The 16,941-nt window shown below is 66.6% G+C and carries 13 protein-coding genes, 1 tRNA gene and 1 other RNA gene; 7 read left to right on the forward strand and 8 right to left on the reverse strand.

Annotated elements, in window-relative coordinates:
- Positions 1 to 29 precede the first annotated feature (29 nt).
- From G9E11_RS07550 to G9E11_RS07570, 5 genes are all read right to left on the reverse strand, one after another.
- Positions 30 to 1,388 (reverse strand): aspartate kinase, encoded by a 1,359-nt coding sequence (locus G9E11_RS07550; protein WP_190604436.1) that lies wholly within the window; start codon positions 1,386 to 1,388, stop codon positions 30 to 32.
- Between the two features lie 115 nt (positions 1,389 to 1,503).
- Complete coding sequence (recR, locus tag G9E11_RS07555) at positions 1,504 to 2,103, reverse strand: recombination mediator RecR (RefSeq protein WP_190604438.1); 600 nt, start codon at positions 2,101 to 2,103, stop codon at positions 1,504 to 1,506.
- A 130-nt stretch (positions 2,104 to 2,233) separates the two neighbouring features.
- Entirely contained in the window at positions 2,234 to 5,869 is a 3,636-nt protein-coding gene (locus G9E11_RS07560; RefSeq protein WP_190604440.1) for a DNA polymerase III subunit gamma and tau, read from the reverse strand.
- A 32-nt stretch (positions 5,870 to 5,901) separates the two neighbouring features.
- Positions 5,902 to 5,998: signal recognition particle sRNA small type (ffs, locus tag G9E11_RS07565), an RNA gene on the reverse strand.
- Positions 5,999 to 6,070: 72 nt separating this feature from the next.
- Positions 6,071 to 6,394 carry a YqfO family protein gene (locus G9E11_RS07570; RefSeq protein ID WP_190604442.1) on the reverse strand — a complete coding sequence of 108 codons (324 nt, stop codon included), beginning with the start codon at positions 6,392 to 6,394 and terminating at the stop codon, positions 6,071 to 6,073.
- 76 nt (positions 6,395 to 6,470) lie between these two features.
- Between G9E11_RS07570 and G9E11_RS07575 the strand changes: the two genes are divergently transcribed.
- Positions 6,471 to 6,558 (forward strand) — tRNA-Ser (locus G9E11_RS07575).
- Positions 6,559 to 6,627: 69 nt separating this feature from the next.
- Here the strand turns inward: G9E11_RS07575 and G9E11_RS07580 are convergent.
- On the reverse strand, positions 6,628 to 7,536 hold the full coding sequence (locus G9E11_RS07580; protein WP_190604444.1) for an oxygenase MpaB family protein: 909 nt from the start codon (positions 7,534 to 7,536) through the stop codon (positions 6,628 to 6,630).
- A 185-nt stretch (positions 7,537 to 7,721) separates the two neighbouring features.
- Here G9E11_RS07580 and G9E11_RS21030 point away from each other — a divergent pair, with 185 nt between their 5' ends.
- The 6 genes from G9E11_RS21030 (at position 7,722) to G9E11_RS07605 (ending at position 14,104) form a co-directional block, all read left to right on the forward strand.
- Positions 7,722 to 8,372 carry an FAD-dependent monooxygenase gene (locus G9E11_RS21030; protein ID WP_246468814.1) on the forward strand — a complete coding sequence of 217 codons (651 nt, stop codon included), beginning with the start codon at positions 7,722 to 7,724 and terminating at the stop codon, positions 8,370 to 8,372.
- 124 nt (positions 8,373 to 8,496) lie between these two features.
- Positions 8,497 to 8,940: an FAD-dependent monooxygenase gene (locus G9E11_RS21035; protein WP_311764317.1), complete on the forward strand. Its 444-nt coding sequence runs from the start codon at positions 8,497 to 8,499 to the stop codon at positions 8,938 to 8,940.
- 162 nt (positions 8,941 to 9,102) lie between these two features.
- On the forward strand, positions 9,103 to 9,513 hold the full coding sequence (locus G9E11_RS07590) for a hypothetical protein (protein WP_190604446.1): 411 nt from the start codon (positions 9,103 to 9,105) through the stop codon (positions 9,511 to 9,513).
- Between the two features lie 99 nt (positions 9,514 to 9,612).
- Positions 9,613 to 10,590, forward strand: a complete 978-nt coding sequence (locus tag G9E11_RS07595; RefSeq protein ID WP_190604449.1) for an MIP/aquaporin family protein — start codon at positions 9,613 to 9,615, stop codon at positions 10,588 to 10,590.
- A gap of 254 nt (positions 10,591 to 10,844) precedes the next feature.
- The gene (locus G9E11_RS21470) at positions 10,845 to 12,524 is read left to right on the forward strand and encodes a M23 family metallopeptidase (protein ID WP_311764318.1); all 1,680 of its coding nucleotides are present in this window, start codon (positions 10,845 to 10,847) and stop codon (positions 12,522 to 12,524) included.
- 668 nt (positions 12,525 to 13,192) lie between these two features.
- Complete coding sequence (locus G9E11_RS07605) at positions 13,193 to 14,104, forward strand: phosphodiesterase (protein WP_190604451.1); 912 nt, start codon at positions 13,193 to 13,195, stop codon at positions 14,102 to 14,104.
- Positions 14,105 to 14,201: 97 nt separating this feature from the next.
- Here the strand turns inward: G9E11_RS07605 and G9E11_RS07610 are convergent, their stop codons facing one another.
- Positions 14,202 to 15,773: a stealth conserved region 3 domain-containing protein gene (locus tag G9E11_RS07610; protein ID WP_311764357.1), complete on the reverse strand. Its 1,572-nt coding sequence runs from the start codon at positions 15,771 to 15,773 to the stop codon at positions 14,202 to 14,204.
- Positions 15,774 to 15,919: 146 nt separating this feature from the next.
- A complete protein-coding gene (locus tag G9E11_RS07615) occupies positions 15,920 to 16,849 on the reverse strand; it encodes a Cof-type HAD-IIB family hydrolase (protein WP_190604453.1) in 930 nt (309 codons plus the stop codon).
- Between the last annotated feature and the right edge of the window lie 92 nt (positions 16,850 to 16,941).

Genomic DNA, 16,941 nt, shown 5'->3' on the forward strand with positions numbered 1-16,941 from the left:
CACTGAATCGCAGTGCCCGACCGGGACCTTTAGCGGCCGGTGCCCCCGTAGACGGTGGCAACGGCTTCGCTGTCCAGGTCGAATGCCTTGTGGATGGCGCGGACTGCGTCATCGAGCAGGTCTGCATGGGTCACCACGGAAATGCGGATTTCCGAGGTGGAGATCATGTTGATGTTGATGCCCGCTGCGGAGAGGGCCTTGAAGAAGGTGGCCGAAACGCCCGGGTGGGAGCGCATGCCGGCGCCGATCAGCGACAGCTTGCCGATCTGCTCGTTGTACTCAATGCTTTCAAACCCGATCTCGGCCTGCGCAGCACGGAGGGCGGCAAGGGCGTCGGCGCCCTCGACGATGGGCAGCGTGAAGGAGATGTCCGTCCTGCCGGTGCCGTGCGTGGAGACGTTCTGGACGATCATGTCGATGTTCGAGTGCGCGTCCGCGATGACCTGGAAGATCGCGGCTGCCTTGCCGGGGATGTCCGGAACACCTACAACGGTGACCTTTGCTTCCGAGCGGTCGTGCGCAACACCGGAGATGATTGGCTGCTCCAAGGCAACTCCCTCTTGAGTCGTGATCTTGTCATCGGCGCCGGGCAGGACCCAAGTGCCTTCGTTCTGGCTGAATGAGGAACGGACATGCAGCGGCACGCCGAACCGCCGGGCGTATTCGACGCACCGGAGGTGGAGGATCTTGGCGCCGGACGCGGCCAGTTCCAGCATCTCCTCGCTGGAGATGCGGTCGATCTTCTGGGCTGACGGCACCACGCGGGGGTCCGCGGTGTAGATGCCGTCAACGTCGGTGTAGATCTCGCAGACGTCAGCCTCGAGGGCGGCGGCGAGGGCCACCGCCGTCGTGTCCGAACCGCCGCGGCCGAGGGTGGTGATCTCGTTCGTGGAGCGGCTCATGCCCTGGAACCCGGCGACGATGGCAATGTGCCCCTTGTCCAGGGCGGTGCGGATGCGGTGCGGGTCGACGTCGATGATCCGGGCCTTGCCGTGGATTCCGTCCGTGATCATGCCGGCCTGGGAACCCGTAAAGGACTGCGCGGACGCGCCAAACTTGTTGATGGCCATGGCCAGCAGGGCCATGGAGATGCGCTCACCGGCGGAGAGGAGCATGTCCATCTCCCGGGCTGGGGCTGAGTCGGTGACCTGGCCGGCAAGGTCAAGGAGTTCGTCGGTGGTGTCACCCATCGCGGAGACGACGACGACGACTTCGTTGCCGGCCTTCTGGGCGTCGACCACGCGCCTGGCCACGCGCTTGATGCCGTCAGCGTCAGCCACCGACGAGCCGCCGAACTTCTGCACAATGAGCTGCGTGGTGGCAGCGGCATCTGCGGGCAGCTCCTGCGGCCGCGGTTCGGTTTTCACATCGGTACTGGGCATACTCATGCGTGCACCCTCACTGGATCAAATTGGAGTTCTGGAGGCCAGGTGGCCTTACGGCACGGCGGCATACCCAGTTTATCGCTGTGGTCCGCCCGCTGTGGAATTGTGACCGTTGCGGTCAGCTGAGGGCGTTCCGGCGGCCCTCGAAGGCCCTTCCCAGGGTTACTTCGTCCGCGTATTCGAGGTCGCCGCCGACGGGCAGCCCGGAAGCGAGCCGCGTTACTGCTATGCCGATGGACTGCAGCATGCGCGCCAGGTAGGTGGCCGTAGCCTCGCCCTCCAGGTTCGGGTCGGTGGCAATGATGATCTCCTGGACGGCGCCATCGCTGAGCCGGTTGAGGAGTTCGCGGATCCGGAGCTGCTCCGGGCCGACGCCGGCGATTGGGTTAATGGCACCGCCGAGCACGTGGTAGCGGCCCCGGAATGAGCGGGTGCGCTCCACGGCCAGCACGTCCTTGGACTCCTCCACGACGCAGATGACGGAGGGGTCACGCCGCGGGTCGCGGCAAATGTTGCAGAGTTCCTGCTCGGTCACGTTGCCGCAGGCGGCACAGAACTTGACCCGTTCCTTGACGGTGGTGATGGCCTCCACCAGCCGCTTCATGTCCTGGGGGTCTGCCTCCAGGATGTGGAACGCCAGGCGCTGCGCCGACTTCGGTCCCACCCCGGGAAGACGTCCGAGCTCGTCGATCAGCTCCTGAACTGCACCCTCGTACACTTTTTCCTCGATTGCTTGGTTGAAAGATGGCCGGTACCGCCAGACGGGGTACCGGTACGTCGCGGGGCGAGCTGTCCGGCCCTTGGTCCTCGCTCCGGGCAGGAGCTCCTTCAGGGCCGGGTGCCGCCCCCTAGTACCGGGGCACCAGGGGGCTGCCGTCCAGCGACCGTTCTTCGATGAGCTTTCCGCCCAGAATACGCTCGACGGCGGCACGGCCAAAGACGCCCGACTCCTCGATGGTTTCGTCATCGGCGCTGGGGATGTCCTGCACGTACGGTGCCGGTTCCTCGGTGCTCCGCGCGGGCGCCTTGGCCCGGCCCGCCTCGGCCTCCGGGCTGTTGGAGAGCCTCTGGTAGAGGCTCAGCTTGCCCCTTGCGGGCGTCTCGGTTACAGGCTCCGGCGCCGGTGCTGCGGTGCGGGCAGCGGCAACTGAGGGGCGGGCCTGTACCGCTGGTCCGGCCTGCGCTGAGGGGCCGGCCGAAACTGCCGGTCCTGCCTGCACTGCCGGGCCGGAGGCGAATACGGGAACGCGGACCGGGGCGGCGTCGGTGGCAGCGGTGGCGGCGGGGGCGCGGACACCCTGGGCCGGGGTGGGTGCTCCGTACTCCTGGCTGGCAGCCGCCGGGGCGGAAGCCATGGCGTAGGCAGGCTCGAACTCGGGGACACCGCGCTCGGCTGTTTCCGGCGCGCGCTCAGCAGCGGCGTTTTCAGCTGGGCCACTCACACCCGGGGCGCCTTCACCTGTGGCGCTCCCGCCCGGGGTGCTGGACAGCTGGCCTCCCGCGGCGTCCCCGCCGGCACGCGGCAACTGGGCAGCGGCGGGCGGGTACACCGGCGCAGCGGAGCCGGTCGACTCCTCGTCGTGGTCGATGTCAGCCGCGGCCGATTTTTTGCCCACGTTGCTTTCGGAACTTAGAGCCCATACGCCAGGCGTCTGCTCGACAGCACGAGACCACGGATCAGTCGAGGTGTCTGGAGCAGGCTGGCGCTCTGCCCGCGCCGGGGCTGCAGTTTTTCCGCGGGTTTGCGCGGCCGGGGGTGCGGGCTCGGCAGGCTGGTTTACCGCCGGCGCCTTTTTCTCCGGCGCCGTCGATGGCGCGGGGCTGCCCTGCTCTTGGCGCGACGGCTCCCAGTCCATGGGAGGCTCTTCGTCCAGCGGAGGTGCGTCCTCGTCGAGTGGAGGGCCCCAGTCGTCATCCGGATAGGAGTAATCGCCGGCCTGCTGCTGAGGTCCGCGTGCCGCCTCTTGCTGGGCGGCAACGGACGGGGCGCCGGACGGCTGCGCGGCAACGGGCGGCGCGGCAGCGGACGGGGCGCCGGACGGCTGTGTGGCGACACTCTGCGTGGCGGGCACCTGGGTGGCAACAGGCTGCGGGTCAGGCTGCTGGGGGAGTGCGGACGGTTCATTGCCGGATGCTCCCGCAGCGCTGCCGGCGCCGGTGAGGGGCGCGGTGTCCGATCGGGATGCCGTGATGGTCGGTCCTGACCACTGCGGCGCGGACACCGCAGAGGGCTCCGGCGAAGACGCAGGGGCATGCCCGGCCGCGGGTACGGTGGACGAACCCGGCGCCGGAGCCGAGCCAGATGCCGCAGGGCGGGTAGGGGCGGGCTCCGGCTCTCCGGAGCCCCCTGAGCCAGGGGCCAGGCCCCAGTCAGCGTCCGTGGTGGTAGCCGGAACGTCCCGGCTAGTAGGCGCTTTTGGGTTTGGTTCAGAGCTCGCTGAACTGCCGGCGCCTGCCACCGCGGTGATCTGGCAGTCGATGCCGATCGTCTTGTGGATGGCCTGGCGCAGATTCTCGGAGTGGTCTGCCCGGCCGAATGCACCGGCCAGCCCGGAGGTGGTGAAGACGAGCGTCAGGACCTGGCCGTCGAACTGGCCAACCTGGGCGTTGGGCTCCACGAGCGCCCAGGTACTCCGCTTGATTTTTGCCACGGTCTGCAAGACCTCGGGCCAGGCGCGGCGCAGCACCTCGACGTCGGCATGCGCCCCGGCGGGGGCCGTGCCGGCGGAAGCTGCCCCGGAGGGAGCTGCACCCGCAGAGGCTGCGCTGGAAGAGGGCTGGGTGTGAGACTGCGGTGCGGAAGCCGCCGGGGCCGCCTGCGCGGCAACCGGCTCGGGGCCTCGGGCCTGTTGCCGCGGGGCCTCGTGGCGCTGGGCCTGGTCAGGCCGTGGGGTGGACTCCGGGGCCTGTGAGGGCGTGGGACGCTGGGCGACGGAGTTCCGGTCCTGGCCGTCGTGCGCGTCCGGGGCCGGGCGGTGGCGCGCGGTGGCGTCATCCATGGGCCAGTCACCGGTGGTGATCCGTGGTGCGGCCAGGGCTTCCCGTCCGGGCGCGTCCGGTGCCGCCGATCCTTCGCGTCCGGGTGCGTCCTGCCCCGTGGGTGCGACTGGGATGCTGGGCGGGCCCACCTGCGGCGCGCTGGACGCAGGAGCTGCCTCGGCCGGAGCGGCAGGAACTGACGCCGAAGCTGCCGCCGGAGCCGGTGCAACCGGAGAAGCCGCAACCGGAGCAGCCCCAGCGGGAACAGGCGTGGCTGCCACCGCAGCGGGAGCTGGCGCGACCGCAACCGCGGCGGGAGCACCGGCGTCGGACCCCGCGTAGTTCAGGCGCCGCTCCACGCGGTCGATCCTCGCGGCGATACCGCGTTCGGTCTGCTCGGAACTGGGCAGCAGGATGCGGGCGCAGAGCAGTTCCAGGTGCAGGCGCGGCGATGTGGCACCCGTCATCTCCGTCAGGGCGGTGTTGGTGACATCCGCCGCGCGAGACAGCTCAGCCGCACCGAGATTGTGTGCCTGGCTCTGCATCCGGGCGATCTGGTCGGCCGGCATGCCGCGGAGGATGGCCTGGGCGCTTTCCGGCATGGCCTGCACGATGATGAGGTCGCGGAAGCGCTCCAGGAGGTCCTCCACGAAGCGGCGGGGATCGTGGCCGGTCTGGATGACGCGGTCCACAGCGCGGAAGACGGTGGCGGCATCGGAAGCGGCGATTGCTTCGACGACGTCGTCCAGAAGCGAGGCGTGCGTGTAACCGAGAAGTGCCACCGCGAGCTCGTAATCAAGGCCGTTAGGTCCGGCGCCTGCCATGAGCTGGTCCAGCACGGACAGCGAGTCCCGGACGGACCCCGCACCGGCGCGGATCACCAGCGACAGCACTCCGGGGGCCACCGGGACGTTTTCCTGGTGGCAGAGCTGCTCGAGGTAGGCCATGAGCGGTTCAGGCGGCACCAGCCGGAACGGGTAGTGGTGAGTTCGCGAGCGGATGGTCCCGATGACCTTGTCCGGCTCTGTGGTGGCGAAGATGAACTTGATGTGTTCCGGCGGCTCTTCGACGATCTTCAGCAGGGCGTTGAAGCCCGCCGAGGTGACCATGTGGGCCTCGTCAATGATGAAGATCTTGTAGCGGTCCCGCACGGGAGCGTAGGTGGCTCGTTCCCGGAGGTCGCGGGCGTCGTCCACGCCGCCGTGGCTGGCAGCGTCGATCTCGATGACATCGAGGGAGCCGGCTCCGCCGCGGGCAAGTTCGACGCAGCTGGGGCAGACGCCGCACGGGGTATCCGTGGGGCCCTTCGCACAGTTGAGGCAGCGGGCCAGGATGCGTGCAGACGTGGTCTTGCCGCAGCCGCGCGGGCCGGAGAAAAGGTAGGCGTGGTTCACGCGGTTCTTGCGCAGCGCCGTCATGAGCGGCTCCGTGACGTGTTCCTGCCCGATAACGTCCGCGAACGAGTCCGGGCGGTACCTGCGGTAAAGGGCAGTTGTAACAGTCACAGGGAAAACCTACCTATAGGGACTGACATTAAATAAGAGACCCCTCATGCACCCGCCAGAGCCCATCTACCCTTGCTACCTTCCGGTCCTGGGGGAGTTCAACAGGATGACGCCACATGAGGGGCCGTCAGATACTTTACCCGAACTTTGGGCGTGGCCCGAATCGGCTCCGACGGGGCAGTGGCGGGCGCCGCCGTCGTCCTATCGGTGGCCGTTCACTGGCCAGCTCATGAATGCCGGCTCCTCGTAGGGGTGGGCCTGCCGCAATCCCTGCACGACGGCGTCGAGCACGTCCTCTTCCACGATGCACTCGATCCGTGCCCCGGAAACTTCCTCCGGCTTACCAGGGGCGCCGATGTAAGGCCGGGCTCCGGGTAAGGGGGTAAATCGTCCCGTACCCGGCGACGTGAATGAGCAGTGCGAGTAGTCGCCCAGCCGGCCGGCTCCGGCGTCTCCAATGGCGGTGAGTACCGCCTCGACGTGGGAATCGGGAACGTAAATCACGAGCGCATGCAGCTGGGACATGGCACCATTTTCGGCCGATTGGGAGATGCCGGAAAGTTCAGGTATTCTAGTATCTGCTTTTGGTTCAAGAGCAGCTGGAGAATTCGCCTAGCGGCCTATGGCGCACGCCTGGAACGCGTGTTGGGTTAACGCCCTCGGGGGTTCAAATCCCCCATTCTCCGCCATTGGGAAACCCGGTTCTGACATCGTCAGGACCGGGTTTTTCTGCTTCCCGCCCCGGTTGCGGGAAGGAATTACGCCACGCCCAGCCTCCGGAGCCGTTCACGGGCGGCCAGCTGGCTGGGACTGGCCGGACCCAGTGCGAGGCGTACGACGGCGAGGGTCGCCCGGGCGGCCAGGCTCACCGGCAGCGGCAGGGGACCGATCCGGGCAGTCCGCAGCCCGAGGAGCCGGCGGTAGTCGGGGTCCAAGCTCAGGACGGCGGCCTCGAACAGCACTCGGTAACCCGGTTTCAGCAGGGGGTGCAGTGGCGGGTTCCTGATGAACGCGACTGTCTCGGAGACCCGTTCATCACAGCGGAGAGTGCCTTCGGCAGACCATTCAGCCAGCTCCCGGACGAGGGCGGCCTTGCTCTCCGGCGGGGACTCCACTCCCATGAGCCTGCCCGCCTGCGCCCATTCACGCACGTAGGCATCCGGGCCGCCCGGAATGGGGCCGTCCCACAGCTCATGAGTGCGGAGAAACGAGTCCGTGAACGTGATGTGCACCCAGCGGAGCAGCTCAGGATCGTTGGCGGAGTACTTCTGGACGCTGCCGTCGCCGTCGACATACTTGCCGTTAACGGATTCATGCAGCCGGACCACCCTCGCGGTTGCCGCCCGGGCTTCAGCCGTGGACCCGTAGGTGAGGGCGTGGATCCACGCAGTGGTCCGGGCCAGCCGGCCCAACGAATCAGCACGGAAATTTGAATGGTCGTGCACCCCGGCGAGGACTGCGGGGTGAAGTGTCTGCATCAAAAGGGACCGGATGCCGCCGACGATGGTCGGCACGCCGCCATGGACGGCCCAGACCGCAGAACCGGGGAGGAAATACCCGGGGTCGTCGCCATGGGCAAACTTCCGGGACCAGTCCGGCAGCGCGTCCGGGCTGCCGGTGAGCGTGCGCTTCAGTTCCGCCTGCCATTTCCTCAGGAAAGTCCGCATATTTCATTCTCGCGCGCCGAGGCGGGCTGGTTAAGTGGAGGAGTCGCCTCATTTTCCCTCCGGCCCCGCGCGCGCCCGGGGCCGGGTATCCAGTAGCGTGACAGCTATATTGACGATGTCATCAACAAGCGCCCGTCCTGGACTGGCAGCAAACAGGGGGCGGCTGGCGCTGATAGAGGGCGGACATGAAGGCCATCGTTGTGGGGGCAGGCATTGCAGGGCTTGTCGCAGCGCGCCAGTTGGGCCTCGCCGGCTGGGATGTTGATCTTCTGGAAAGATCCCGGGGTCCCCGTCCTGATGGTTACATGATGGACTTTTTCGGACCGGGCGTGGAAGCATCTGAGAAAATCGGCCTCTACCCCCGCCTGGCAGCGGCCGCCTATCACGTCAAAGCAGCCGAGTACGTCGACGAGGCCGGACAAACGACCGCACACCTCGATTATGAGAAGTTTTCCCGCCTGGCCGGCGGAAAAGTCCTGACCCTCCTGCGCCCCGACATGGAACGCGCCGCACTGGCAGCCCTCGGCGACGTGCCACCAGGCCGCGTGCACGTCCGATACGGAGTACGCGTTTCCGGCGCCTGGACCGATACCAGCGGCGGACACGTCGTAGTCGACGGCGCTCCCGGTGCTCAACTCGACGCGGATGTCCTCATCGGGGCCGATGGCATCCACTCCGGGATACGTGACAGCGTTTTCGGTCCGGAACGCTCTTATCTGCGGCCCCTGGGCATGCGCGCTGCTGCTTACATAGTTTCCGATGCAGAGCTGAACGCTCGTTTTCGTTTACGATGCCGAGCTGAACGCTCGTTTTCGGAATCGATTCATCCTTACTGACAGCATCGGCTGATCGGCCGGCATCTACGGTCTCCGCTCCGGTGAAGTGGCAGTCTTTCTTGTCTACAGGGATAAGGCGGCGACGCCGGGGGACGCGCGCGTCGGGACGCTGCAGGAACGGCTCGTGCGCGAATTCTCTGGTCTGGGCGCGGCGATGGACCGGCTTCTCAAGGTCTGCCCGGAGGACCCGTACGACGACGTCGTGGCCCAGATCGTCATGCCTGGCTGGCACAGAGGACGCGTGACGTTGGTGGGGGATGCGTGCGGCGCGGTATCACTTCTGGCGGGCCAGGGCGGGTCCCTCGCTATTGCAGGGGCGACGCTCCTTGGTGAAGTCCTGGGTCCGGTGACCTCGCCGCAGGGGATTTCGCCCGCGCTCGATGTGTTCGAGCAGCGCTGGCGACACGTGGTCGAAGTTGCGCAAACCTCTGGGAGGCGCGCTGCAGCGACGTTCCTCCCCGCCGGCCGGGCCCAGCGCTTCCTGCGGCGATGGGTCATCCGGGCCGCCAACGTGCCGGGGATTGACCGTCTGGTGGCCCGCCAGATTCTGCGAACCATCGCCAAATAGTGTCACCTTAGGACTGGCGCTATCCTGGGTGGCCCGGGCGGTGCAGTCCCGCCCAACGCTGTCTTCCGCGCAGGAGCCGGCGGCCTGTCGCAGCTCGCTGTACATCGATAAAATTTAAGTACGGCTTGGTGGTGCAGCGATTCGTCAGCGAAAGGCAAGATCATGACGGACAGCAGCGAATTTGAAGATCCTACGGATGAATCGGCCCCTGGGACAAAACCCGATGAGCCCGAGCTCCGGGGCAGGTACGTGAAAGGTGACTACGGCGCCGCCGGCGTCGAACGCGGCCGCCATGCGGACGACGAGGAGGGCCAGTACAGCCAGGGGGACTTTGGCGAGGCCGGCAGGGAGGGCGGTCTCCCCGAACCGCTCGGCAGCAAAGCCAAGGAAGCTGGCCGCTTCGTGCGGGGCGATTACGAGGCAGCAGGGGCCGCCGGTCCGAGAACAGCCGAGTCGGAGATAGGCCGATACACCGAAGGCGACTACGGGCGGGACGGAACTGTTGGCCCCGCGCGCAAGGCCGCCAGTAAAGCGGAACAAACCCCAGGGCCAGACGAGGAACCCACCGCATAGTGTTTTCCCGCTGGTGCCGGCATCACGCCCTGCCATGGGTCGTTTTACCGTTCACAATTTTCTGCATCGTGAACTTGCGGCCAAAGGAGGCCCTTTCAGATGAGTGAGATCAGCCCGCTAAGAACTGCAGTCAGGAATGGCAGCGGCCTCAAACAACTCGGCGGCACATGGGGTGAGGTGCTCGCAGAGTTCCTCGGCACGTTCGTATTGATTTCTTTTGGCGACGGAGTCGTGGCCATGGCCGTCGCCGGCCTGCCGGGTTCTGGACGGACGGCGTCACCGACAACCATCTTCGCGGCGGCAGGCGACTGGCTGCTGATCACCTGGGGATGGGCTCTGGCCGTCGCTCTTGCGGTTTATGTGGCCGGCGGGGTCAGCGGTGCCCACATCAACCCCGCCGTGACACTTGCTTTTGCCGTCCGCCGGAAGTTTCCGTGGAACAAGGTTGGTCCGTACATCGTCGCCCAGGTAGCCGGCGCCTTTGCTGGAGCCGCTCTGGTGTACCTGACCTACCACGACGCCATCGACGCCTACAACACGGCTGCGGGCACGGGCAGGGGCGATGCCAAGGGATTGGCCACCTATTCCATTTTTGCCACGTTCCCCGCGCCGTACTTCAACGGGAACCCGACTGGACCGCTGATCGACCAGATTGTCGGTACGGCTTTTCTGGTGATGTTCGTCGTGGCCATCATCGATTTGCGCAACACTGCCGTGAAAGCCAACCTGGGCCCTTTCATGATAGGGCTGGCTGTGGCGGCCATTGGCATGTCCTTTGGTGCGAACGCCGGATACGCCATCAACCCTGCCCGCGACTTCGGCCCGAGGTTGCTGGCCTGGCTCGCCGGATGGGGTCAGACGGCGCTTCCCGGCACCGTTGACGGGGCCTTCAGCTGGTACTTCTGGGTCCCGATTGTGGGTCCGCTGATTGGCGGAGTGATCGGCGTGCTGATCTACGACTGGTTCATCGGCGACGTTCTCTACGCCAAGGCCCGGCTAGCGGAACCGGCACCACCAGGCCGGGCCGGTGACGAAAAGCCGCCGGCTGCCGAGCAAGGAACCGCCGCCGAAGCCTAATCCCACACCGTCTGGATGGTGGACGAAGGACAGCGCACCCCCGTCCCGGAAACTGAGTGGCCTCAGCCGAGGACCGAGCTCGTCTCCGTGGGACTTTCTGCCGTGCAGCCCGAGGAATTCCGATTGAAAGCCTATGGAACCGTACCAACTGACCCCCCAGTTTTAGGGGTTTCGCCGCTCTGGGACCTATGGCCACAATGGAGGACACGCTCGTCGAGATACGCGTTTGGCGGGTACTGATCCAGGAGAATTCTGTGGCAAATCATGGGGGACACAAGCAAGCACCAAGGGTGATCGGCCCGGGCCGGATCGCCTTGCGGAGCCTGTCCGCGGCGGTGGTTGTCGGCTTCTCCGTCTTTGCCTTTGGATTCCAGGGGCCTGCCACTTCCATCCAGCAGCCCGTGGGTGCTGCCGTCCCAATTGCACCTCCCTCGGGAGTTGTCGGGCCGGAACTCCTCGATCCCGACACCGCACCGCCCGGGTACCCGGTCAGCGGGTCCGGCATCGCTGCGCCGGCGAAGGCTCCCACCGGACACGCCGTGTCCAACTCCAAAGTCAAGGCAACCAAGACAGGCGCCGTGAAATCTCCGGGCGTGGCCTCCACCGCGCTGAAGCGCCCCGGAGCCGGCTTCCTCATGGCGCCCTTGGAACACCTCACGCCAACCTCCCCATTCGGCCTGCGGCACAGCCCGATCACCGGCGAAGCAGGTGAATTCCATTGGGGCCAGGACTACGCAGCCGCCTGCGGCACCCGTGTTTACGCAGCCGACGCCGGCGTGGTCCGGGCCGCCGGATGGCACCCTTGGGGCGGGGGCAACAGAGTGGAGATCGACCACGGCAACGGCCTGATCACCACGTACAACCACCTGCAGGGCATCGCCGTCGAAAAGGGCGACCAGGTCCGGGTAGGCGAGATCATCGCGGAGGTGGGCACCACCGGATCCTCTACCGGGTGCCACCTGCACTTCGAGGTCATCAAGAACGGACAGCACGAGGATCCCCTGAAGTGGACCCTGCTGCCCATCCGGCAGACCGACCAACTGACACCAGCTGTGTTTACCAGCTTCGCGGGCGGCGCTGCCAGCACGTATGGGTGGGCGATCCCCAACATCGCGGGCAACAGCGGGCCGGGCAACACCGACGACGGCCTGACACCAGTCACCGCGGCCGCGCTCGCCAACCCGCACACCGGCCAGACATCAGCGGCGCGCCCCACCCTGGTCTCGTCATCGTCTGGTTCGCCGACGTCCGGTTCTCCGACGTCCGGTTCGTCGACTTCGGGTTCGACGACCTCCAGCCCGGCAACAGATCCGACAGTTACCGCAAGTCCCAAACCGCCGGCGCCGAAGCCTCCCGCTACAACCAAGCCTAAGCCAACGCCCACCCCGACTCCCACACCGAAGCCTGCTCCTGCGACGCCGACCCCTGCTCCCACGACGCCTCCTCCCACGACGCCTCCTCCCACGACGCCTCCTCCCACGACGCCTCCTCCCACGACGCCTCCTCCCACGACGCCGACTCCGACGCCAACCACGCCGCCTACTGACCCTGCTCGGGTGGAACCCACTCCCACTGAGCCTGCGGTCCCGGCAGACCCCGCGCCGCCCACCGAACCGGTGGTACCTTCCGGGCCGATCACGGGTTCCGAACCTGCCCCAACGGAAGTTGCCCCCGTCGAGCCCGCTCCGGTACCCGTACCGGATCCGGTCCCCGCGCCGCCGGCCCCCGAAATCGCGGTTCCGCCCGCGCCAGCTCCGGCTCCGCCCGCTCCGGTTGCGCCCGCCCCGGCTCCGCCCGCACCGGCTCCAGTTCCCACATCGGAACCGGCAACCGCGACGTCGCCAAGTGCCGTGCCAACCGGGGATGCTGCCGTGGCAGGGGCGAAGGCCGCAGCAGAAGCTGTTCCGACGGCGGAGCCCACGGCGGCGCCGTAGGCGGTGACGGGCAGCCGCCGTCGGGCCGTCCGCTAACCGGGTGAAATCAACTGGTCAGGAGGTCAGGGAATGCAACGGAGGCCGACGCCGTTGTCATTAGTGACAGCCATGCACCCGGCGAGAGAGCACGATGTGACTTCCCTCCAAATTCCGCCGACAGCCGACGGAACCCACCCGGGTTTCGGATGCCTCACGGGCGATGCGGTGCCAGCGGCGGATGCGTCCGCCGACTGCGGCTGTACGGTCAGTACCGGATCTGCTGGGCGGTTGGCCTGCCCGGCGTGGGCGCACGCCGTCGTCGTTTTTTCAAATGTCGCCAGGCATGGTGAGCCGGGCACCTTCCGGAAGAGCATTCCGCCCGGAATTACCCGGGGAAGTTCCCTCTTCTTCTCTGCGGCAAAACTGCCGGGCGCATAGCCCAGTCTCCGCCAGATACGGGTGGAATGCGGCGAATCGAAGAATGCACGGCATATCAATGAAGCGGTCATCGGGTGATGGCCGTGCAAGGAAACGAAAGCGAGGAAGGTAGCCCGAAAGCGGCGGCGGTGTTGTAATTTTTCAACATGCCAACTCCCGTTTCCCCCTAGTTCGCTTTTTATCTGGTTGGATGGAAGGTACTGAGAGGGACACAGGAGGCGCCCCGCTTCCTAACTACCGCGAAGGCAGCAATGGAGCTCATCGAGGCCGAGCATCCCCGGCCACGCCATTTTCTACTCCACCTGAGTGACACCCACCTGCTGGGCGGTCCGGACCCCCTATACGGCGCAGTTGACAGCGAAGCCCGCCTGATCCAGCTTTTCGACGAGGTTCAGGACTCCGGCGCGCGCCCGGAAGCCGTGATTTTCACCGGCGACCTGGCGGACAAGGGCGACCCTGAGGCCTACGCCAAGCTCCGCGCAGTCGTGGAGCCCGCGTGCCGGGACATCGGCGCCCAGGTCATCTGGGCCATGGGCAACCACGACAACCGCGCCAACTTCCGCGCGGGCCTCTTCGACCAGCGCGGCAACGACGATCCCGTTGACCACAGCTACTACGTCAACGGGCTCCGGGTCATCACCATGGACACGTCGGTGCCCGGCTATCACCACGGCGAACTCAGCGCGAACCAGCTGGACTGGCTCGCCGGGCAGCTGGAGACTCCGGCGCCGGACGGCACGATCCTGGCCCTGCACCATCCTCCGGTTCCATCGGTGCTGGACCTGTCCGTGCTCGTGGAACTCCGCGACCAGGCGTCCCTGGCGGCCGTCGTCAGGAACTCGGATGTGCGCAGCATCCTGGCCGGCCACCTGCATTACTCCACGACGGCGAGCTTCGCCGGCATCCCGGTCTCCGTGGCCTCAGCCACGTGCTACACCCAGGACCTGAATGTTCCGGTGGGCGGCACCCGCGGCCGCGACGGCGGCCAGGCCTTCAACCTGGTGCACGTTTATGAGCACACCGTGGTGCATTCCGTGGTGCCGCTGGGCGCCACCCCCACCGTGGGCGAGTATGTCAGCCCCGAGGAGACGGAACGCCGCCTGGCGGCAGCCGGAATCCGCATCCCCGAAGGGGCCAAACGTCCCGTGCTCACGCGGAAGTAGCAGCCAGGGTCTGCTCGCACAGATAAGCCCCCGCCGGAACTGACTGGTCAGTTTCTGGCGGGGGCTTCCTGCGGTACAGCTCTTGCGTTCCCAGCGCTTACTTTTCCCAGGGCGCCTTGATGGGGTAGTACCTCTCCAGGAACTCCGTCACAAGGTCCGCACGTTCGTCGGCCGGCACCTCCGGAAAACTGCCGTCATTGAGGCAGAAGAAGTCCATGTTGCGCTTGGTCAGCAGCTTGGGCAGGTAATTCAGTCCCGACCGGAGCGTGGTGTCCACGTACCGCACCTTGGCCGCCGTCTGGGTCACCGCCCGGCCGGTTAGCAGCGCGTAGTAGTGATAGAAGGAATTCGTGACGGAGATGTTGTCCGCGGCCCTGAAGGTGCTGGCGGCGGTCTTCGCGAACTCCGCCGGGAACTCCTGCTCCATCTGGGCTACGAGGCTCCGGCGCATCGGCGCTGCCGAGTGCTCCAGGTGGCGGGTGGTGATCCGGCCGAAGCGGTTCCAGAGCAGCTTCCGGTTGACCCGGGCCGCGTTCTCGAAGCCGCTGCGTTCAGCGTCGTTTTCGCCGAGGCCGATGCGGGTCTCAGCCTCGATGAACTTGGTGATTCCGCCCGGAGTGAAGAACATGTCCGGGCCCACCGGCCGCCCGAAGAACATGTCGTCGTTGGAGTAGAGGAAGTGCTCGGAGAGGCCCTCGATGTGGTGCAGCTGGCACTCCACGGCCTGCGAGTTGTGGGTGGGCAGCACCGACGGGTCGGCGAAGAACTCCTCGCTCCGGACGATGGTGACGGACGGGTGGTCGTTCAGCCATTCCGGTGCGGGGGAGTCCGTGGCGATGAAAATGCGGCGGACCCACGGTGCGAACATGTACACCGACCGGAGCGCGTATTTGAGCTCATTGATCTGCCGGTAGCGCGCCTCGTGGTCGTCGCCCTCACCCAAAACGGCCCCCGCCATCCGGGCCCGCCGGGCGGCGATGTATTCCGGCGAGGTGCCGTCCACCCAGGAGAAGACCATGTCGATGTCGAAGCTGATGTCGCTCGCGTGGTCAGCGAACATGTTCTCGATGGTGGGCCAGGTGTGGCCGTAACGCTCAACCGTTCCGCGGACGGCTTCGTGGGCCATCATGGTGCGGCGGGTGAGCGAGTTCTCGATCGGCAGGATCACTTCGTCGCCCAGGAAGCTCCAGAGTTCCACCTGGACGCCTGCGGACGCACCAAATTCGAAGCCGCCCTCGGGCTCCACCCGCGGGCGGTACAGCCGGAAGATACGAGCCTGGCGGTTGACGGAGAGCTCGCCGTCGGCGACCAGGACGGACGTTTTCTTCTTTGCATCCACCGTCATGGAGTAGAACGGTTCGTGCCGGCAGGCTTCAACAAGGGCGGACCGCAGCTTCTTCCGGTCCTTCCAGTCAAGGGCGACCACGGGACGGTCATTGTTGCCACGGACCAGCAGGTAATCCAGCCCGGCCCCGTCCAGCACATTCCGAAGGAAGAGCAGGTCCTCCACCATGGCCTGGTAAGGCGTCCGGGTGTCGTTGATCAGCGCATACCGGCCTGATCGGCGGACGACGTCGGGGCGGTGTTTGAGGCGCGCCACAGCCGCCGGCGACGTTGCTTCCGCGAGTGCGGGTACGTCGTCCTCGGCTGCCTGACCGCCGTAATAGATGTCGTCCTGAACCGTTACGTCCGTGATGGCGTTGCTCCCATGCTGCTAGGGGTGTGGTGAAGTCTTACTTGCATGATAGTCCTGCCGGGAAAACATACCGGGCGGTGGCCCGCCCTGGCCCGGCCCGCTGGGCCGCGGCAGCGGGCCTAGCCCACGAGCGCCTGCCGCCAGCTGGACAGGAACGCCGCCCCGGCGTCGTCGTGTATGACCGTTTCCTGCAGGCCCAGGTCGGCGGCCGTGAGGACGTCATAGGGCTTGGCCGGGACGCCGTCCGCAGGCCGGACGTCGACGTGCTTCACAGCGTGGTCGTTGTGGTGCAGCCAGTCGGCCATGGCGTAGTCCGTGCGGGAATCGCCGACCGTCCGCCACGCCTGCGGCGTGATGCCCTGGGCTGCCAGCAGCTCCACGGCGCGGCTCGCTCCGAGGTCCTTGCCCAGCCGCACCGATTCAATGTCTGTGGAAATGATGGTGGGGTCCACGCGGTAGTCGATCTCGTCGTCGGAGTTGGGTGCATGGTGGTCCAGCCGCACGACGCCCAGGCCGTGGCGCCCCATCAGCTCCATCGCTTCGGCATCAAACAGCTTCTGCTCGGCGAAATATTCACTGTTGGGCACCTCAATGTGCTGCTCCACCGACACCATGGCGCGCTTGGTTTCGTCGAAGAACATGTGGGCCGAGTAGTCCTCAGCCACCATGCGCCGGACATCGTCGCCGTAGGCTGCCGGCACGGCGAGCTCGTGGTCCACATGGATGGGTCCGGGGCCGGCAGAGGTGTAGCTGAACCACACAGCGCCTTTTTCGCAGATGGCGTGGATCAGCGTTCCGCCCGGCATTCCGGCGGCGATCATGGGCTCCATGACCTGCTCGCGGATGAAGGCATCCGAGCGGCCGGTGTTGAAGATGACCGGCACTCCGGCGTTCGCGAGCGCCACCAAATCGGCAATGATTTCGGGTTTCACATCCCGGGTCACCGGGCTGGCAACCGGGCCGTCAACGTCCAGGAGCAGGGCCAGGGCGGGTGCCGACGGCGTGTGGGCGCCGAACCCCGGGGCGGCATTCGCGGTAGGTGCAGTCATGGCTCCATTCTGTCAGCCGACACCGGCCGGTCCGTCCCGAAAGAGGCCGGCGGACAGCATGTGACAGATAGTTACTGTTTGGCTACAACCTC

Source organism: Arthrobacter ipis, from assembly GCF_014694315.1.
Classification (GTDB): Bacteria; Actinomycetota; Actinomycetes; order Actinomycetales; family Micrococcaceae; genus Arthrobacter; species Arthrobacter ipis.

Coding starts and splice junctions, on each gene's coding strand:
- G9E11_RS07550 (WP_190604436.1), bottom strand. CDS start 1,388: ATGAGTATGCCCAGTACCGATGTGAAAACCGAACCGCGGCCGCAGGAG.
- G9E11_RS07570 (WP_190604442.1), bottom strand. CDS start 6,394: ATGTCCCAGCTGCATGCGCTCGTGATTTACGTTCCCGATTCCCACGTC.
- G9E11_RS07580 (WP_190604444.1), bottom strand. CDS start 7,536: ATGCGGACTTTCCTGAGGAAATGGCAGGCGGAACTGAAGCGCACGCTC.
- G9E11_RS21030 (WP_246468814.1), top strand. CDS start 7,722: ATGAAGGCCATCGTTGTGGGGGCAGGCATTGCAGGGCTTGTCGCAGCG.
- G9E11_RS07590 (WP_190604446.1), top strand. CDS start 9,103: ATGACGGACAGCAGCGAATTTGAAGATCCTACGGATGAATCGGCCCCT.
- G9E11_RS07595 (WP_190604449.1), top strand. CDS start 9,613: ATGAGTGAGATCAGCCCGCTAAGAACTGCAGTCAGGAATGGCAGCGGC.
- G9E11_RS07605 (WP_190604451.1), top strand. CDS start 13,193: ATGGAGCTCATCGAGGCCGAGCATCCCCGGCCACGCCATTTTCTACTC.
- G9E11_RS07615 (WP_190604453.1), bottom strand. CDS start 16,849: ATGACTGCACCTACCGCGAATGCCGCCCCGGGGTTCGGCGCCCACACG.